The sequence below is a fragment of the Streptomyces sp. NPDC051567 genome, from assembly GCF_044454165.1.
Lineage (GTDB): Bacteria > Actinomycetota > Actinomycetes > Streptomycetales > Streptomycetaceae > Streptomyces.
This window is the reverse complement of record NZ_JBITDK010000008.1, coordinates 210,046-224,243: the sequence shown is the minus strand read 5'-3', so window position 1 is coordinate 224,243 and position 14,198 is coordinate 210,046. Positions and strand designations below refer to the sequence as shown.

Sequence of the window (14,198 nt, the reverse complement as noted above, 5' to 3'; positions counted from 1 at the left end):
ATCGGAGCCCACGTGGCCTGCGACCTGTGGCTGGTACCCCTTGTCGACGTGCTGTGCCACAGCCCCGACAACCCCTTCGCGGAAGAGATCGCCTCGTACGACAAGGCGCTGGGCGAGGCCGGACTGCCGTCCGTGCCCGTCTTCTCCTACATGCCGGGCCTGAGCGGGGACGTCGCCCCGGTCGCCGGTTTCGACTACGACGCCCTGCACTTCCTGCGGCGGGCGTACCTGCTCCAGGTCTGCGGGCTGCCGGTGACCCCGGTGGACGAACTCGGCGGGGACTACGAGCAGTTGCTGGAGATGTTCGAGCCCACGGCCCAGCAGTCGCACCTGGTCTGGCACTACGACCACGCGGGGGCGTACGTCCCGGTGGACTTCGCGGCCCCGCTGGCCAACGAGGAGCTGCTGGCCGGGGGCGGACCGCTCGGTTCCGCGCAGGGGCTGCTGCGGGAACTGGTCTTCGTGGCCCCCGCGATCGGCATCGACCCGGGCAACCCGCCCGCGGCCCCGGCGCCGCCCGGCCGGCCGACGTCACCGGAGGAGCCGGCGGGACCGATCCCGTACGACGAGAGCCCCTTCGCCCGGGAACGCCACGTCTGGCTCGGCCTGCACGCGGCGGCGACCCGCTGCCTCGGCCAGGGCTCGATGATCATCTTCAGCTGAGCGGGCCCGGCCGGGCGCCCGTACCGCCCGCCCCGCCCGTACCACTCGCCCCGCCCGTACGGCCTGTGCCGTCCCGCCCCGGCCGCTGACCCGGCCGCCACGACGGCCGCCGGGTTCAGCGCGGCTGTTCCGGCGGGCGCTGGCGGGGCATGTTCGGCCGGGTGCCCGGCGGCAGCGGGAAGCGGGCCGGCAGGCCGCCCGGCTCCGGGCCGCGCACCGGGCTCGTGGTGGGGGACTGCGTCAGCAGCGGGACGGGCCCGGCCCGGAACTCCACCATCCAGTCCGCCGTCTCCGCGCGCACCAGCTCCGTGATGTCCTCGGAGAAGCGCCGCAGGACGGTCAGACACCGCTCGGCGGCCTCGCTGGCGGTGCCCTCCGTCGGCCCGAGCACCTCCCGGACGTTCTCCGAGGCCCAGTCGAACTGGAGCGTCTGCAGTCTCCGCTGGACCGCCTGCGCCGTCGCCACGTCCCGCATCCACCCGGACGTCAGCCCGAAGAACCGGTCGCAGGCCAGGGCCGCGGCCCCCAGCAGCAGCGCGAGGTACCCGTAGAGCGCCGCGCCGTGCACCGACCCCGTCAGCTCCACCAGCGGCATCGCGGCGCCCGTGACGGCGCCCAGCGCCGCCCCCGCCCGCAGGACCCGCGCGCCCCGGCGCTTCCACGCCCGGTCGGAGAGGTACCACGCGGCGGTGCGCAGCGCGTCGGCCTCGACCCGCCGGTAGAGCTCGTCGAGCCGCTCGGCGGGTTCGCCCCAGTCCCCGAGGGGGAACGGCCGTCCGGTCAGATCGCCCGCCGCCGTCGCCCCGCCGCCCTCCTCCCGGGGATCGCGGGAATCCCGCGGCTCCCGGGGTGGCCCCTCGGGCTGCATGTCCGGCTGGCTCACCCGGCACTCCCTCTGCCTGCACTGAACGTGTGGTGGTGCGCGTGTGCGCGATTCGTGCGTGGTGCGTGGTGCGCAATGGTGCGCACGCTCTTCCTACCTTCGAATGACCCGCGATGGGCGACGAATCCCGGGATTCCCGTGTACAGGGAGGTCTCCATCAGGTAGGCGTATGCCCCGGCTCTCACTCGAAAGAGTTGGTCCTCACGGCGTAGGGCGCGGTGCGCGGGGAGCACGTAGGCTCGGATTGACCAAGCGTTCCGAGGGATGGAGTGAGTTTCCTGTGATTTCCGGTGGTGGCCAGCCCAACATGCAGCAGCTGCTCCAGCAGGCCCAGAAGATGCAGCAGGACCTCGCCGCGGCCCAGGAAGAGCTGGCGCGGGCCGAGGTCCGGGGCCAGGCGGGCGGCGGTCTGGTCACGGCGACCGTGACCGGTTCCGGCGAGCTGCGCGCGCTGGTGATCGACCCGGAGGCGGTGGACCCGCAGGACACCGAGACCCTCGCCGACCTGGTGGTCGCGGCGGTCCAGGCGGCCAACGACAACGCCCAGGCGCTCCAGCAGCAGAAACTGGGCCCCCTCGCCCAGGGCCTGGGCGGCTCCAGCGGCATCCCCGGCCTCCCCTTCTAGCCCCCGGCCGCCCGCACCGACGCGGGCGCGGACGCCACCGCAGGACGCCGCCGCAGGAAGCGTCCGCATCCGCAGACGCACCGGCGTCCCGGTCCGCGTCCCGGCCCGTGGCCCGACCCGCAGTTCCGCCCACAGAAAGCAGGCAGTCCGTTGTACGAAGGCGTGGTCCAGGACCTCATCGACGAACTGGGCAGACTGCCCGGCGTCGGGCCCAAGAGCGCGCAGCGGATCGCCTTCCACATCCTCCAGGCCGAACCCACCGACGTCCGCCGTCTCGCGCACGCGCTGCTGGAGGTCAAGGACAAGGTCCGGTTCTGCGCGGTCTGCGGGAACGTGGCCCAGGAGGAGCGGTGCGGCATCTGCCGCGACCCGCGCCGTGATCTGACGGTCATCTGTGTGGTCGAAGAGCCGAAGGACGTCGTCGCGGTCGAGCGGACGCGGGAGTTCCGGGGCAGGTACCACGTCCTCGGCGGCGCGATCAGCCCGATCGAGGGCGTCGGCCCGGACGACCTGCGCATCCGCGAACTGCTGACACGGCTCGCGGACGGCGAGGTGACCGAGCTGATCCTCGCCACCGACCCGAACCTGGAGGGCGAGGCGACCGCCACCTACCTCGCCCGCATGATCAAGCCCATGGGCCTGAAGGTCACTCGCCTGGCCAGCGGGCTCCCCGTCGGGGGAGATCTGGAGTACGCGGACGAGGTCACGCTCGGGCGGGCCTTTGAAGGAAGGCGACTACTCGATGTCTGACGCAACGCTGCACGCCGTGGACCAGGACCCGGACGACTTCGCCGTCCAGATCGCGGACCAGATCGAGTCCTTCGTCGTCGCGGTCACCGAGGTGGCCAAGGGCGAGGACCCGGACAGCGCGGTGCCGTTCCTCCTCCTGGAGGTCTCCCAGCTGCTGCTCGCGGGCGGCAGGCTGGGCGCCTACCAGGACGTCCTGCCCGACGAGCGCTACGAGCCCGACCTCGGCCCGGAGCCGGACGTGGACGACCTGCGCGAGAGGTTCGCCCTGATGCTGGAACCGGTCGACGTCTACTCCGAGGTCTTCGACCCGTACGAGCCGCGCAAGGCCCCGGTCGCGCACCGGATCTCCGACGACGTGGCCGACGTGGTCGCCGACCTGCGGCACGGCCTGGCCCACTACCGGGCGGGCCGGACCACCGAGGCGCTGTGGTGGTGGCAGTTCTCGTACTTCACCAACTGGGGCCCGACGGCCTCGGCGACCCTGCGCGCCCTCCAGTCACTGGTGGCCCACGTCCGACTGGACCAGCCGCTGGCGGCCCTGGACGGGCTGGACACCGACGAGGACCTGACCGAGGACGAGCTCGCCGAGCAGGCCGGCCGGGTGATGGCCGAGGAGCTGGGCGGTCTGGGCCGCGGGTGAGGACCGGTCCGCGCGGGGCCGTCCGGCACTCCGCGCGGGAACTTCTGCGCTGATCATTTCGTCTCATGATGTGGTACGAAGCAGTCGGATCGCGGCCGCTCGTTAGACTGCACCAGCAAATTCAGACGGACTGAGCGAGGAGCGCACGTGGGCCTTGTCGTGCAGAAGTACGGAGGCTCCTCCGTAGCCGATGCCGAAGGCATCAAGCGCGTCGCCAAGCGGATCGTGGATGCCAAGAAGAACGGCCACCAAGTGGTCGTCGTGGTCTCCGCGATGGGCGACACGACGGACGAGCTGATCGATCTCGCCGAGCAGGTGTCCCCGATGCCTGCCGGACGCGAATTCGACATGCTGCTGACCGCCGGAGAGCGGATCGCCATGGCCCTGCTGGCCATGGCGATCAAAAACCTGGGCCACGAGGCCCAGTCGTTCACCGGCAGCCAGGCGGGTGTGATCACCGACTCGGTCCACAACAAAGCGCGCATCATCGATGTCACGCCGGGCCGTATCCGCACCGCGCTGGACGAGGGCAACATCGCCATCGTCGCCGGTTTCCAGGGCGTGTCCGCGGACTCCAAGGACATCACCACCCTCGGCCGCGGCGGCTCGGACACCACCGCCGTCGCGCTCGCCGCGGCGCTGGACGCCGAGGTGTGCGAGATCTACACCGACGTGGACGGCGTCTTCACCGCCGACCCGCGCGTGGTGAAGAAGGCCCGGAAGATCGACTGGATCTCCTCCGAGGACATGCTGGAGCTCGCCGCCTCCGGTTCCAAGGTGCTGCTGCACCGCTGCGTCGAGTACGCGCGCCGATACAACATCCCGATCCACGTCCGCTCGTCCTTCTCGGGACTGCCGGGCACCTGGGTCAGCAACGAGAATCCGCAAGGGGACGAGCAGGTGGAGCACGCCATCATCTCCGGAGTCGCTCACGACGTCTCCGAAGCCAAGATCACGGTCGTCGGTGTCCCGGACAAGCCGGGTGAGGCCGCGGCGATCTTCCGCGCCATCGCGGACGCCGAGATCAACATCGACATGATCGTGCAGAACGTCTCGGCGGCCTCCACGGGCCTCACCGACATCTCCTTCACGCTCCCCAAGGCCGAGGGCCACAAGGCCATCGACGCCCTGGAGAAGGCGAAGGGCAAGATCGGCTTCGAGTCCCTGCGCTACGACGACCAGATCGGCAAGATCTCCCTGGTCGGCGCGGGGATGAAGACCAACCCGGGCGTCACCGCCGCCTTCTTCCAGGCGCTCTCCGACGCCGGGGTCAACATCGAACTGATCTCGACCTCCGAGATCCGCATCTCGGTCGTCACCCGCCAGGACGACGTCAACGAGGCCGTCCGCGCCGTGCACACGGCCTTCGGTCTCGACTCCGACAGCGACGAGGCCGTCGTCTACGGAGGCACCGGACGATGACCGCGCACCGGTCCTCCGGCCCGGCGCTCGCCGTGGTCGGGGCGACCGGGGCAGTCGGTTCGGTCCTGCTCCAGATCCTGTCCCAGCGGGCGGACGTCTGGGGCGCCATCCGCCTGATCGCCTCCGCGCGCTCGGCCGGCCGGGTGCTGGCCGTCCGCGCGCGGGAGACCGAGGTGCTCGCCCTCACCGAGGACGCCTTCGACGGCCTCGGCGAGGGCGACGTGGCCATCTTCCTGACCCCGGCCGAGGTCTCGGCCCACTGGGCGCCCCTCGTCACCGCGCGCGGCGCCGTCGTGGTGGACCGGTCGGCCGCCTTCCGGGAGGACCCCGGTGTGCCGCTGGTGGTCCCCGAGGTCAACGCCGATGCCGTACGGGACCGGCCGCGCGGGATCGTGGCCGGGCCGGACTGCGTGACCGCCGCGATGATCGCCGCCGTGGGCGCCCTGCACCGCGCGTACGGGCTGACCGAGCTGGCCGTCTCCTCGTACCAGGCGGCCGGCGCCGCCGGACGGGCCGGTTCCGAGGCCCTGCGCCGCCAGCTCTCCGTGGTCGCCGGAACCTCCCTGGGCGAACAGCCCGGGGACGTACGCCGTGCCGTGGGCGAGGACACCGGCCCCTTCGCGGCCCCGCTCGCCCTCAACGTCGTGCCGTGGTCCGGCGAACTGCGCGCGGACGGCTGGTCCTCGCACGAGCTGGCCGTGCGGGCCGAGACCCGCCGGATACTGGGCCTGGAGCGGCTCCCGGTGGCGGTGACCTGCGTCCAGGTGCCGGTGGTGACCGGGCACTCGCTGACGGTACGGGCCCGGTTCGAGGCCGTGGTGGACGTGGCGCACGTCCGGGAGGTCCTGGAGGCCGCCCCCGGCGTGGTGCTCGTGGACGACCCGCAGGCGGGGGAGTTCCCGACCCCGGCGGACGCGGCCGGGACGGACCCGGCCTGGGTGGGGCGGGTCCGGGCCTCGCTCGACGACCCGTTCTCGCTGGAGTTCTTCGTCTGCGCCGACAACCTGCGCAAGGGCGCCGCCCTGAACGCCGCCCAGATCGCGGAACTGATCGCGGGTGAATACGCGTAATCGGCTTTGTAGGATCGGTACTGATCCCCTGAACAAGGTGATGGCCCGACTGCCGCCTCGATGGCCGGGGCAATCGGGAAGAGCGGGTACGTATGAGGGCAAAAAGGACAGCGCCGGTCAGGTCGGCTCGCGCGTACAACCCTGACGGGACGACGCGTGTCCTACTGGCGTGGCTGAGGCACTGCTCGACTTCGCCGTCCTACCGACACGGCACCCCGGGACCGCTCCGGCGCGCCCTGGCTCCCGTACGTCCAACGGCGGCCTCCCTGTGATGGTTCCCGTCCCGCCGGCCGGACCGTACGAGGCGCTCCCCGTACGGGGAGCCGTACCGAACCGGGGCGGCCGGGTGCCCTCGCCCCGCGGCGGCGGCGCGGAGACCGCCAAGAGCACCGGCGCGGGCACCACCGGGGGCGGGGCGGAAGCGGCCGAGGAGCGGACCGTGGTCGCCGGCACCACCGTCGACCACCTCACCCGCACCTACCAGGCCCACTACCGCTCGCTCCTGGGCCTCGCCGCGCTCCTCCTCGACGACACCGCCTCCTGCGAGGACGTGGTCCAGGAGGCGTTCATCCGCGTCCACTCGGCCCGCAACCGGGTCCGTGACCGGGACAAGACCCTGGCCTACCTGCGCCAGACGGTCGTCAACCTCTCCCGCTCGGCCCTGCGCCGCCGCATCCTCGGCCTCAAGCTGCTCCCGAAGCCGATGCCGGACATGGCCAGCGCCGAAGAAGGCGCCTACGACCAGCTGGAACGGGACGATCTGATCAAGGCGATGCGCGGACTCCAGCGGCGCCAGCGCGAGGTGCTGGTGCTGCGTTACTTCGCGGACATGACGGAAGCCCAGGTGGCCGAGACGCTCGGCGTGTCGATCGGCTCGGTGAAGGCGTACGGATCGCGGGGCATTGCCGCGCTGCGGGTGGCGATGGAGGCTGCGCAGTCATGACGGAAGACCACACCCCGCCGGATGGCGCGGGCGAGGAAGAGGCCCTGCGGAGCCTGCTGCGCGGAGCCGTCGCGGGCCTTGAGCCCACCGATGACGCGCTGGAGCGGCTGCGGCGCGCCGTCCCCGCCCGCCGGACCCGCAAGCGGATGGTCCTCGTCGGCGCCGCCACCGCGGTCGTGCTGGCGGGGACGGCCATCCCCGCCGCCCTGCACCTGACGGGCGGCGAGGGCGCCGCCCGCCCCTCCGCCATGGCCGGCCCCGGCGAGGACCCCGGCGGGAGAACGGGCGGCAGCCGTTCGGGCCCGCACCAGAGCGGCTCCGAGGCGATCCCGAGGGCCGACAGGTCCGCCGACGGGACCCCGGCCGCGGGCGGTACCACGGGCGGCGGGCCCGACCCGCATACCCCGGCCCCGACCGACGGTGCGACGGAGCCCCTCCCGGACGCCGCCGCCACGACCGGCGCGGACCGGGGCAGGGTGCCGCCCGCGTCGGTGCCGGGCGTCCCCGGGTGCGGCGCGGAGCAGTTGCGCGTCATGGCCGCGGCCCGCGCCCCGGAGGCCGACGGCAAGGTCTACGGCAGCTTCAAGGTCACCAACGTCTCGGCGCGCGGCTGTACCGTCACGGGCCCGGACACCGTGACCGCGGCCTCGGTGACCCGGTCCGGCCCGATGCCCGTCCAGGGCACCCGGGTCTCGGTCATCGGCCACCGGACCGGGGACCCGGCGAGCGGGCTGCCCGACCCCTCGGCGGAGGCGCCGCTGCTGCTGCTCCACCCGGACATGGCGTACGAGGTCCGCTTCGCCTGGGTGCCGTCCGGGCCGTCCTGCCCGGCGGGGGGCCGCGAGCCGGCGAAGAAGCCCCCGCAGGGCGTCCCCCCGGACACCTCGGTACCCGCGTCGGGCGGCGCGGACCACCCGCCCGGCCAGGAGCCGCAGAAGGGCGGCCCGGCCCCGGAGCCGCCCGGGATCACCGTGTCGCACACGCCCTACACCCTGGCGTCCGGGGCCCCGACCACCCGGACGACGATCCCCTCGGCCTGCGGGGGAACCGTCTACCGGACGGGGGTCATTCCGCTGGACGCGCCGGTGCGGTAGCGGCCGTGGCCCGCCCGGCCGCCGGTTCCGGCGACCGCTGCGCGGCCGTGGCCCGCTGGTCCGCCGCGAGCAGCTCCGCCTCCGTGTCGCGCAGGGTCTCCACCTCACGCCGGTAGAGCCGGAACCACATGAAGAACACGAAGACGACGAAGACGAACCACTCGCCCGTGTAACCGAGGTTCTGGAAGGCCTTCAGGTCGAGCCCGGTGTCGTTCGGCGCCTGCGCGGGCACCGGCACCATCCCGTCCGCCGGGGTCTGCACCGTCAGCCAGGCGTCGTACAGGTCGTACGGCACCAGGTTGACCAGGGAGGCCGACCCGATCACCCCGAGCTGCCCGGCCGGCAGACCGCCCTCGGCGTGCACGCCCTTGGTACGGGAGTTCTCCGAGGACTGCAGCGCCCCGGTGACCTCGACCCGCCCGGTCGGCGCGGCCGGCGCCTTCGCCGGGTCCGCCACCCCCGGCAGCCAGCCCCGGACCACCGGGACGGCCTTGCCGGAGTCGGTCCGCAGCAGGGTCAGGACGTAGTACCCGGCGGCGCCGTCGAGCCGCCGCTCGGGGACCAGCAGCTGTTCGCCGTACTCCCCGGTGGCGGACGCGAGCCGTCCCGAGGTCCTCTTGTCCACCGGGAGCAGTGAGTCCAGCGGCGTGGCGTCCAGGTCGGCGGGCCGCTCGGCGGTCGCCTCCCGGTGGCTGTCGACGCGGTCCTCGAACCGGCCGAGCTGCCAGCTCCCCATGTAGAGACAGAAGGGAACGGAGAGCGCGACGAAGATGTTGATCCCCCACCAGCGCGGGGTCAGGAGAAACCGGTGCACCCCACCACCGTACGGGGGGCGCACCGGCCGGTGTGTGGCGGGTCAGGCCGCCGGGTGCGGCGGCAGGTGCTTCAGCGCGAACTCCAGCTCCATCCGGACCTGCTTGATCCGCTCCTCCACCACGAGCGAGCCGTGCCCGGCGTCGTACCGGTAGACCTCGTGCTCCGCGCCGCGCGCCGCCAGCCGGTCCACGTAGGTGTCGATCTGCCGGATCGGGCAGCGCGGGTCGTTGACGCCCGCCGCGATGTGGACGGGCGCCTTCACCGCGTCCACGTACGTCAGCGGCGAGGAGACCTCGAACCGCTCCGGGACCTCCTCGGGCGTACCGCCGAAGAGGGTGCGGTCCAGGGACTTCAGCGCCTCCATCTCGTCGTGGTAGGCCGTCACGTAGTCGGCGACCGGTACGGCGGCCAGCCCTACCGCCCAGTTGCCGGGCTGTGTACCGAGGCCCAGGAGCGTGAGGTACCCGCCCCACGAGCCGCCGGACAGCACCAGCCGCGCCGGGTCCGCGAGGCCGCAGGAGACCGCCCACTCCCGGACCGCAGCGATGTCCTCCAGCTCGATCAGGCCGATCCGGTGCTTGAGCGCGTCCGTCCAGGCACGGCCGTACCCCGTCGAGCCCCGGTAGTTGACCCGCACGACCGCGAAACCGTGGTCCAGCCAGGCCGCCGGGGTCGCCGCGAAGGCGTCACTGTCGTGCCAGGCGGGCCCGCCGTGGATCTCGAAGACGGTCGGGAACGGGCCGTCGCCGTGGCCCGTCGGCCGCTGCGCCAGCGCGTGCACGCGCCCGCCGGGGCCCTCCACCCACACGTCCTCCACCGCGACCGAGCCGGGCGCCCGGAACCCCGGAGGGTCCAGGACGACCCCGCCCGCCGTGGACCGCACCACCGAGGGCTCGGCGGCCGAGGACCACTGGTACTCCACCGTCCCGTCCGGCCGCGCCGTCGCCCCCGACACCGAACCGGGCGGGGTGTCCACGCGGACGAGCTCCCGCGCGGCCAGGTCGTAGCGCCACAGCTCGCTGCGGGCCTCGAAGCTGTGCGCGACCAGCAGCGCGGAGCCGTCCGGGTACCACTCGGCACTCACATCGCCGGGCAGCTCGATCGCGAGTTCCTGCTCGCTCCCGGTGGCCACGTCCCACACCATCGGCTCCCAGCGTCCCCGCCGCTGGTGGCCGACGAGCAGCCGGGTGTCGCCCGCGACCGGGGCGAAGCCGAGCACCTCCAGGCCCAGCTCCTCGGTCCCGCCCTTGGAGTCGTCCAGTTCCGCGACGGTGGCACCGTCGAGGGAGAGCACGCGCAGGGCGGAGTGCATCGCGTCGCCGTGCTCGGTGTGCTCGACGGCCACGAGCCGCCCGTCACGGGACAGGTCGCCGACGCCCGCCGACTCCCGGTGCCGGTAGATCACGGTGGGCGCGGAGCCGTCCGGCCGTACGACGTGGACCGTCGACCCGTCCTCGTCGGTGGAGCGCCCGACGACCGCCGTACCGTCCCGGCCGATGGCCAGCCCGGCGGGGTACGAGGGCTCCAGCCCCGGGGTGGCGGGCTCGTCGGGTCCGCCCGCGAAGGGCTGGCGGACCCAGGTGCCGAACTCGTCGCCGTCCGTGTCGGAGAACCACCAGATCCATTCGCCGTCCGGGGAGAGGGTGCCGTCGGTGGTGCCGTTGGGGCGGTCGGTGGCCTGCCGCTGCGCGCCGGTGGCCCGGTCCCAGGCGTAGAGCTCGTAGGTCCCCGTCGCGTTGGAGACGAAGAGGGCGCGGTCCGGGGCGTCCTCGGCCCAGTCGGGCAGCCCGACGCGCGGGGCCCGGAACCTCTTCTCCCAGTCGGGCCACCCGGCATCGCCGTCCGGGCCGGTTTCACGTGAAACACCGGCCGGTCCCGTTGTCCTGGTCGGGCCCGTTTCACGTGAAACGTCGGCCGGTCCCGTCCCGCCGGTCGAGCCGGTTTCACGTGAAACATCGGCCCGGGTCACATCGCTGTCGCTGCTCATGTCCCCATTCTCGCCGGGGCGGCGGGAGCACCGGGACGGACCGGGAACATCGGGGGTGCCGCAGGTGCCGGGCCCACCGGGATGCCGACCGGCCCGCAGGAGCGCATGGTGGTGTGCGTACACGTGATCCGGGCTCCGAGGAGGAGTGATCATGGCCAAGAAGGCTCGTACGGGCCACCACGGCCACCACGGCCACCAGGATTCAGAGCGGGAGACAGCGAAGAACACGGCAGCCGAGGCACGGGCCAAGGCCGCGGTCCGGGAGGTCCAGTCCGTCACCGAGAAGACACGGGGCATGCGGCAGAAGGCCCAGGCCAAGCGCGGCTGAGTCCGGCAACGGCTCCCCGGCCGGCCCGCGATCGGCCGTCCCCCGGCGGGTCGCGGGCCGCCTGCGTAGGCTGAGGACATGCGGATGATCGTCCGAGGCGCCCGGCTGTCGCACACCGAAGGGGACGGCCCGCGTGGCCTGTCCGACGTCGAGGTCGGCGAGGACGGCCGCATCGCGCGCGTCGTCCCGTACGACGACCGGAAGGAACCACCCGCCACCGGCACCCTCGTCGAGGCCCGCGGCGCCCTCCTCACCGCCCCCTTCGTCGAACCGCACATCCACCTGGACACGGCCCTCACGGCGGGCGAACCGCGCCCGAACGTCTCCGGCACGCTCTGGGAGGGCATCGCCCGCTGGAGCGAACGCAAGCGGACCCTGACCCGTGAGGACGTGATCGCGCGCGCCACCGAGGTGCTGCGCTGGCAGGCGGCCCAGGGCGTGCTGCACGTCCGGACCCACTGCGACGTCACCGACCCCTCCCTGACCGCGCTCGACGCGCTGCTGGAGGTCCGCGACCGGGTGCGGGGGTTCATGACGCTCCAGATCGTGGCCTTCCCGCAGGAGGGGATCGTCTCCTTCCCGGACGGCGAGGCGCTGCTGCGCGAGGCGGTGGCCCGCGGCGCGGACGTCGTCGGCGCGATCCCGCACTTCGAGGACACCCGCGAGGACGGCGTCGCGTCCCTGGGCATCGCCTTCGCGGTGGCCGAGGAGTACGGGCTGCGCGTGGACGCCCACTGCGACGAGATCGACGACGAACAGTCCCGGTTCGTGGAGGTCCTGGCCACCCTCGCCCTCCGCTCCGGCCTGCGCGAGCGGGCCACGGCCTCCCACACGACGGCGATGGGCTCCTACGGCGGCGCCTACAGCTTCAAGCTGCGGCGCCTCCTGTCCCGTTCCGGGATCAACCTCGTCTCCAACCCCTTCGCCAACCTCAACCTCCAGGGCCGTTTCGACGGCTACCCCCGGCGCCGCGGCCTCACCCAGGTCAAGGAGATGCTGGCGGCGGGCGTCAACGTGGCCTTCGGCCACGACGACGTGATGGACCCCTGGAACGCGCTCGGCACCGCCAGCCCGCTCCAGACCGCCCTGGTCGGGCTGTACGCCGCCCAGCTCACCGGGGACGCCGAGATCGCCACGGCCTTCTCGATGGTGACGGACCGCGCGGCCCGCGTCCTCGGTCTCGGCCCCGACGAGTACGGCATCACCGAGGGCGCCCCCGCCTCCTTCGCCCTCCTCCCGGCCCCGACCCCGCAGGAGGCGATCCGCCGCCAGGTCCGCCCCAGCCACGTCGTCTCCCACGGCACCCTCCTCGCCGAAACCCCTCCCACCCCGACCCGCCTCACCTGGCCGGGCGAAGGGCCGACGGAGGTCGATTTCAGCCGGAGCCACCCGAGCTGACGGCACACCGGCCCCTCGGCCACCTCCCGGTGGTCCCGCTGGACGGGGCGGGGCCGAGGCCCGCCCGCTTCCTGCCGACCGGGCACCCCACGCCTCGTCCCGCCCCGAGGTGGCGCCCGGCGCGCGGACCCGCCCGGCGGTAACCTGCGCGCATGTCGTGGGACGAGGACGGAACACCGCACCCGCTCGCGCTGCGCCGCACCGGCCGCAGCGAACAGGAGCCGGACCGGCTGCCCGAGATCCGGGAGCTGGAGGTGCTCGGCTGGGAACCGGCGCCCGAGGACGCGCTCTGGGTCTTCCTCCCCTACGTCTGGCCCCCGACGGCCCGCACCTGGGTCCCGGACCGCTCCACCCGCTGGGCGGTGGAGACCCGCCTGGACGGCCACGGCCACATCACCGGTGTGGAGTGCGCCCCGCTCTCCGGGCCCGACCGCGACGACCTCGACCGCGAGGCCGACGCCGCCCTCACCGCACTGGGCCTCCCACCCCGCCCCCGGCACCGCCTGTGGCTCCTGCGCCCGGTCGGTCCCTTCCCCACCGTCGAAGCGGTCCTGACCCACCTCCACACACGGGCCACGGCCCGCGCGCTCCCCCTCCGCCCCTCCCCGGAGCTCCTGACCCTGACCCACACGGAACTCACGGCTCTCACCGGACCCGGGAACGGGTGAACGCAGGGCAGAAATCGATGGGTGAAGGCGGGGAACCGCGTTCTCCGACGCATTCCGGCGGTCAGGGAACTTGCGGGCCGGCCCCGAACTCATGGGACAACGAGGCAGGGAAGACCACACGGCCCACGTCCGTGAGCGACCCCACAGGGCTGCCCGGTACTGCCGGGACGGCGGCCAGCTCCCGCCACATCTCCCAGGTCACCTGCCACAGTCCGGGCAGGACCTTGGAGTGGACGGCCCCTCGCGAGCGGCTTGCCGCCTGGTTCCTCGGGCGCCACACCCCGTCGGCCTGCCTCCGCCGGCTGTTGAGCGGAGGAGACGTGGCCAGTTGGAGCAAGTGCTCCAGGGCGAGACCGCACACGGCCGGCCCCAGCTCGGCGACGGCCGCACGATCCGCGGCAGGTGCTTTCTCCACGAGTTCCGGCCAGCGCACCACCACGACCCGCTCCCATACTTCCGGAGGCAAGGTGTTCGCCAAGTGGTGGCTCTCGCCGACGGGAAGGTCCCTCAGCCGGCGCTGGGCTTCCTGCGTCTGACCCACGTAACAGAGCCCCACTCCGGGCGCGAAGACACCGTAGAGGGCCGGCCCCGTGACGGACGACGAGCCCGCTGCGGACTCGGTCAGCAGCCTTCCGACCTCGTGGGCGAACCGGAAGCGCTGGTCCTGCCACACCCCGAGGCGGTGCCCGTCCGAAACGAGCGTCTCCAGTGAGGCACGCCAGAGGGCGTACGCACCTTCGTACTCCTGATCACTCACGCGACCAGTCTGAGGCACAGCCGTGACCGGCATGAGCGGGTCGGACGGCCAACCGCCCCGGCGCCCGCGAGGGGGCGGCACCCCAGAATCGCCCCGAGGAGGTACCCGCTCGGCCGGTCAGGCACACGAAAAGATCCCCCACCCTACTCACGTG

The 14,198-nt window shown here is 73.2% G+C and carries 15 protein-coding genes; 11 read left to right on the top strand and 4 right to left on the bottom strand.

What is annotated here, in order from left to right; translation table 11 throughout:
* The first annotated feature begins 12 nt into the window (after window positions 1-12).
* On the top strand, window positions 13-663 hold the full coding sequence (locus ACIA5F_RS12595) for a hypothetical protein (protein WP_399351840.1): 651 nt from the start codon (window positions 13-15) through the stop codon (window positions 661-663).
* Window positions 664-778: 115 nt separating this feature from the next.
* On the opposite strand, the gene ACIA5F_RS12590 is transcribed toward ACIA5F_RS12595, so the two are convergent.
* A complete protein-coding gene (locus ACIA5F_RS12590; RefSeq protein ID WP_399351842.1) occupies window positions 779-1,546 on the bottom strand; it encodes an SLATT domain-containing protein in 768 nt (255 codons plus the stop codon).
* A gap of 280 nt (window positions 1,547-1,826) precedes the next feature.
* On the opposite strand from ACIA5F_RS12590, the gene ACIA5F_RS12585 reads away from it, so the two are divergent.
* From ACIA5F_RS12585 to ACIA5F_RS12555, 7 genes are all read left to right on the top strand, one after another.
* Window positions 1,827-2,171, top strand: a complete 345-nt coding sequence (locus tag ACIA5F_RS12585) for a YbaB/EbfC family nucleoid-associated protein (RefSeq protein ID WP_399351845.1) — start codon at window positions 1,827-1,829, stop codon at window positions 2,169-2,171.
* A 150-nt stretch (window positions 2,172-2,321) separates the two neighbouring features.
* Window positions 2,322-2,921 (top strand): recombination mediator RecR, encoded by a 600-nt coding sequence (gene recR, locus ACIA5F_RS12580; RefSeq protein WP_399351846.1) that lies wholly within the window; start codon window positions 2,322-2,324, stop codon window positions 2,919-2,921.
* Window positions 2,914-3,561, top strand: coding sequence for a DUF5063 domain-containing protein (locus ACIA5F_RS12575; RefSeq protein ID WP_399351848.1), 648 nt, complete (start codon window positions 2,914-2,916; stop codon window positions 3,559-3,561). Before recR ends, ACIA5F_RS12575 begins: the two co-directional genes overlap by 8 nt.
* Window positions 3,562-3,708: 147 nt before the next feature.
* Window positions 3,709-4,983 carry an aspartate kinase gene (locus ACIA5F_RS12570; protein WP_399351850.1) on the top strand — a complete coding sequence of 425 codons (1,275 nt, stop codon included), beginning with the start codon at window positions 3,709-3,711 and terminating at the stop codon, window positions 4,981-4,983.
* The gene (locus ACIA5F_RS12565) at window positions 4,980-6,053 is read left to right on the top strand and encodes an aspartate-semialdehyde dehydrogenase (RefSeq protein ID WP_399351852.1); all 1,074 of its coding nucleotides are present in this window, start codon (window positions 4,980-4,982) and stop codon (window positions 6,051-6,053) included. Before ACIA5F_RS12570 ends, ACIA5F_RS12565 begins: the two co-directional genes overlap by 4 nt.
* A 169-nt stretch (window positions 6,054-6,222) precedes the next feature.
* Entirely contained in the window at window positions 6,223-6,996 is a 774-nt protein-coding gene (locus ACIA5F_RS12560; RefSeq protein ID WP_399351854.1) for a SigE family RNA polymerase sigma factor, read from the top strand.
* Window positions 6,993-8,090, top strand: a complete 1,098-nt coding sequence (locus ACIA5F_RS12555; RefSeq protein WP_399351856.1) for a hypothetical protein — start codon at window positions 6,993-6,995, stop codon at window positions 8,088-8,090. Before ACIA5F_RS12560 ends, ACIA5F_RS12555 begins: the two co-directional genes overlap by 4 nt.
* On the opposite strand, the gene ACIA5F_RS12550 is transcribed toward ACIA5F_RS12555, so the two are convergent.
* Window positions 8,062-8,904: an SURF1 family protein gene (locus tag ACIA5F_RS12550; RefSeq protein WP_399351858.1), complete on the bottom strand. Its 843-nt coding sequence runs from the start codon at window positions 8,902-8,904 to the stop codon at window positions 8,062-8,064. The two genes, ACIA5F_RS12555 and ACIA5F_RS12550, sit on opposite strands and share 29 nt — an antisense overlap.
* Before the next feature lie 42 nt (window positions 8,905-8,946).
* Window positions 8,947-10,893 carry a prolyl oligopeptidase family serine peptidase gene (locus tag ACIA5F_RS12545; RefSeq protein WP_399351860.1) on the bottom strand — a complete coding sequence of 649 codons (1,947 nt, stop codon included), beginning with the start codon at window positions 10,891-10,893 and terminating at the stop codon, window positions 8,947-8,949.
* A 151-nt stretch (window positions 10,894-11,044) separates the two neighbouring features.
* Here ACIA5F_RS12545 and ACIA5F_RS12540 point away from each other — a divergent pair, with 151 nt between their 5' ends.
* The 3 genes from ACIA5F_RS12540 (at window position 11,045) to ACIA5F_RS12530 (ending at window position 13,287) form a co-directional block, all read left to right on the top strand.
* Complete coding sequence (locus ACIA5F_RS12540; RefSeq protein WP_399351862.1) at window positions 11,045-11,221, top strand: hypothetical protein; 177 nt, start codon at window positions 11,045-11,047, stop codon at window positions 11,219-11,221.
* A 78-nt stretch (window positions 11,222-11,299) separates the two neighbouring features.
* Window positions 11,300-12,619 (top strand): cytosine deaminase, encoded by a 1,320-nt coding sequence (gene codA, locus ACIA5F_RS12535; protein WP_399351863.1) that lies wholly within the window; start codon window positions 11,300-11,302, stop codon window positions 12,617-12,619.
* 152 nt (window positions 12,620-12,771) lie between these two features.
* Window positions 12,772-13,287 carry a DUF5956 family protein gene (locus tag ACIA5F_RS12530; RefSeq protein WP_399351865.1) on the top strand — a complete coding sequence of 172 codons (516 nt, stop codon included), beginning with the start codon at window positions 12,772-12,774 and terminating at the stop codon, window positions 13,285-13,287.
* A 61-nt stretch (window positions 13,288-13,348) separates the two neighbouring features.
* Here ACIA5F_RS12530 and ACIA5F_RS12525 read toward each other — a convergent pair whose 3' ends face one another.
* Complete coding sequence (locus ACIA5F_RS12525) at window positions 13,349-14,044, bottom strand: hypothetical protein (RefSeq protein WP_399351866.1); 696 nt, start codon at window positions 14,042-14,044, stop codon at window positions 13,349-13,351.
* Window positions 14,045-14,198: the final 154 nt, after the last annotated feature.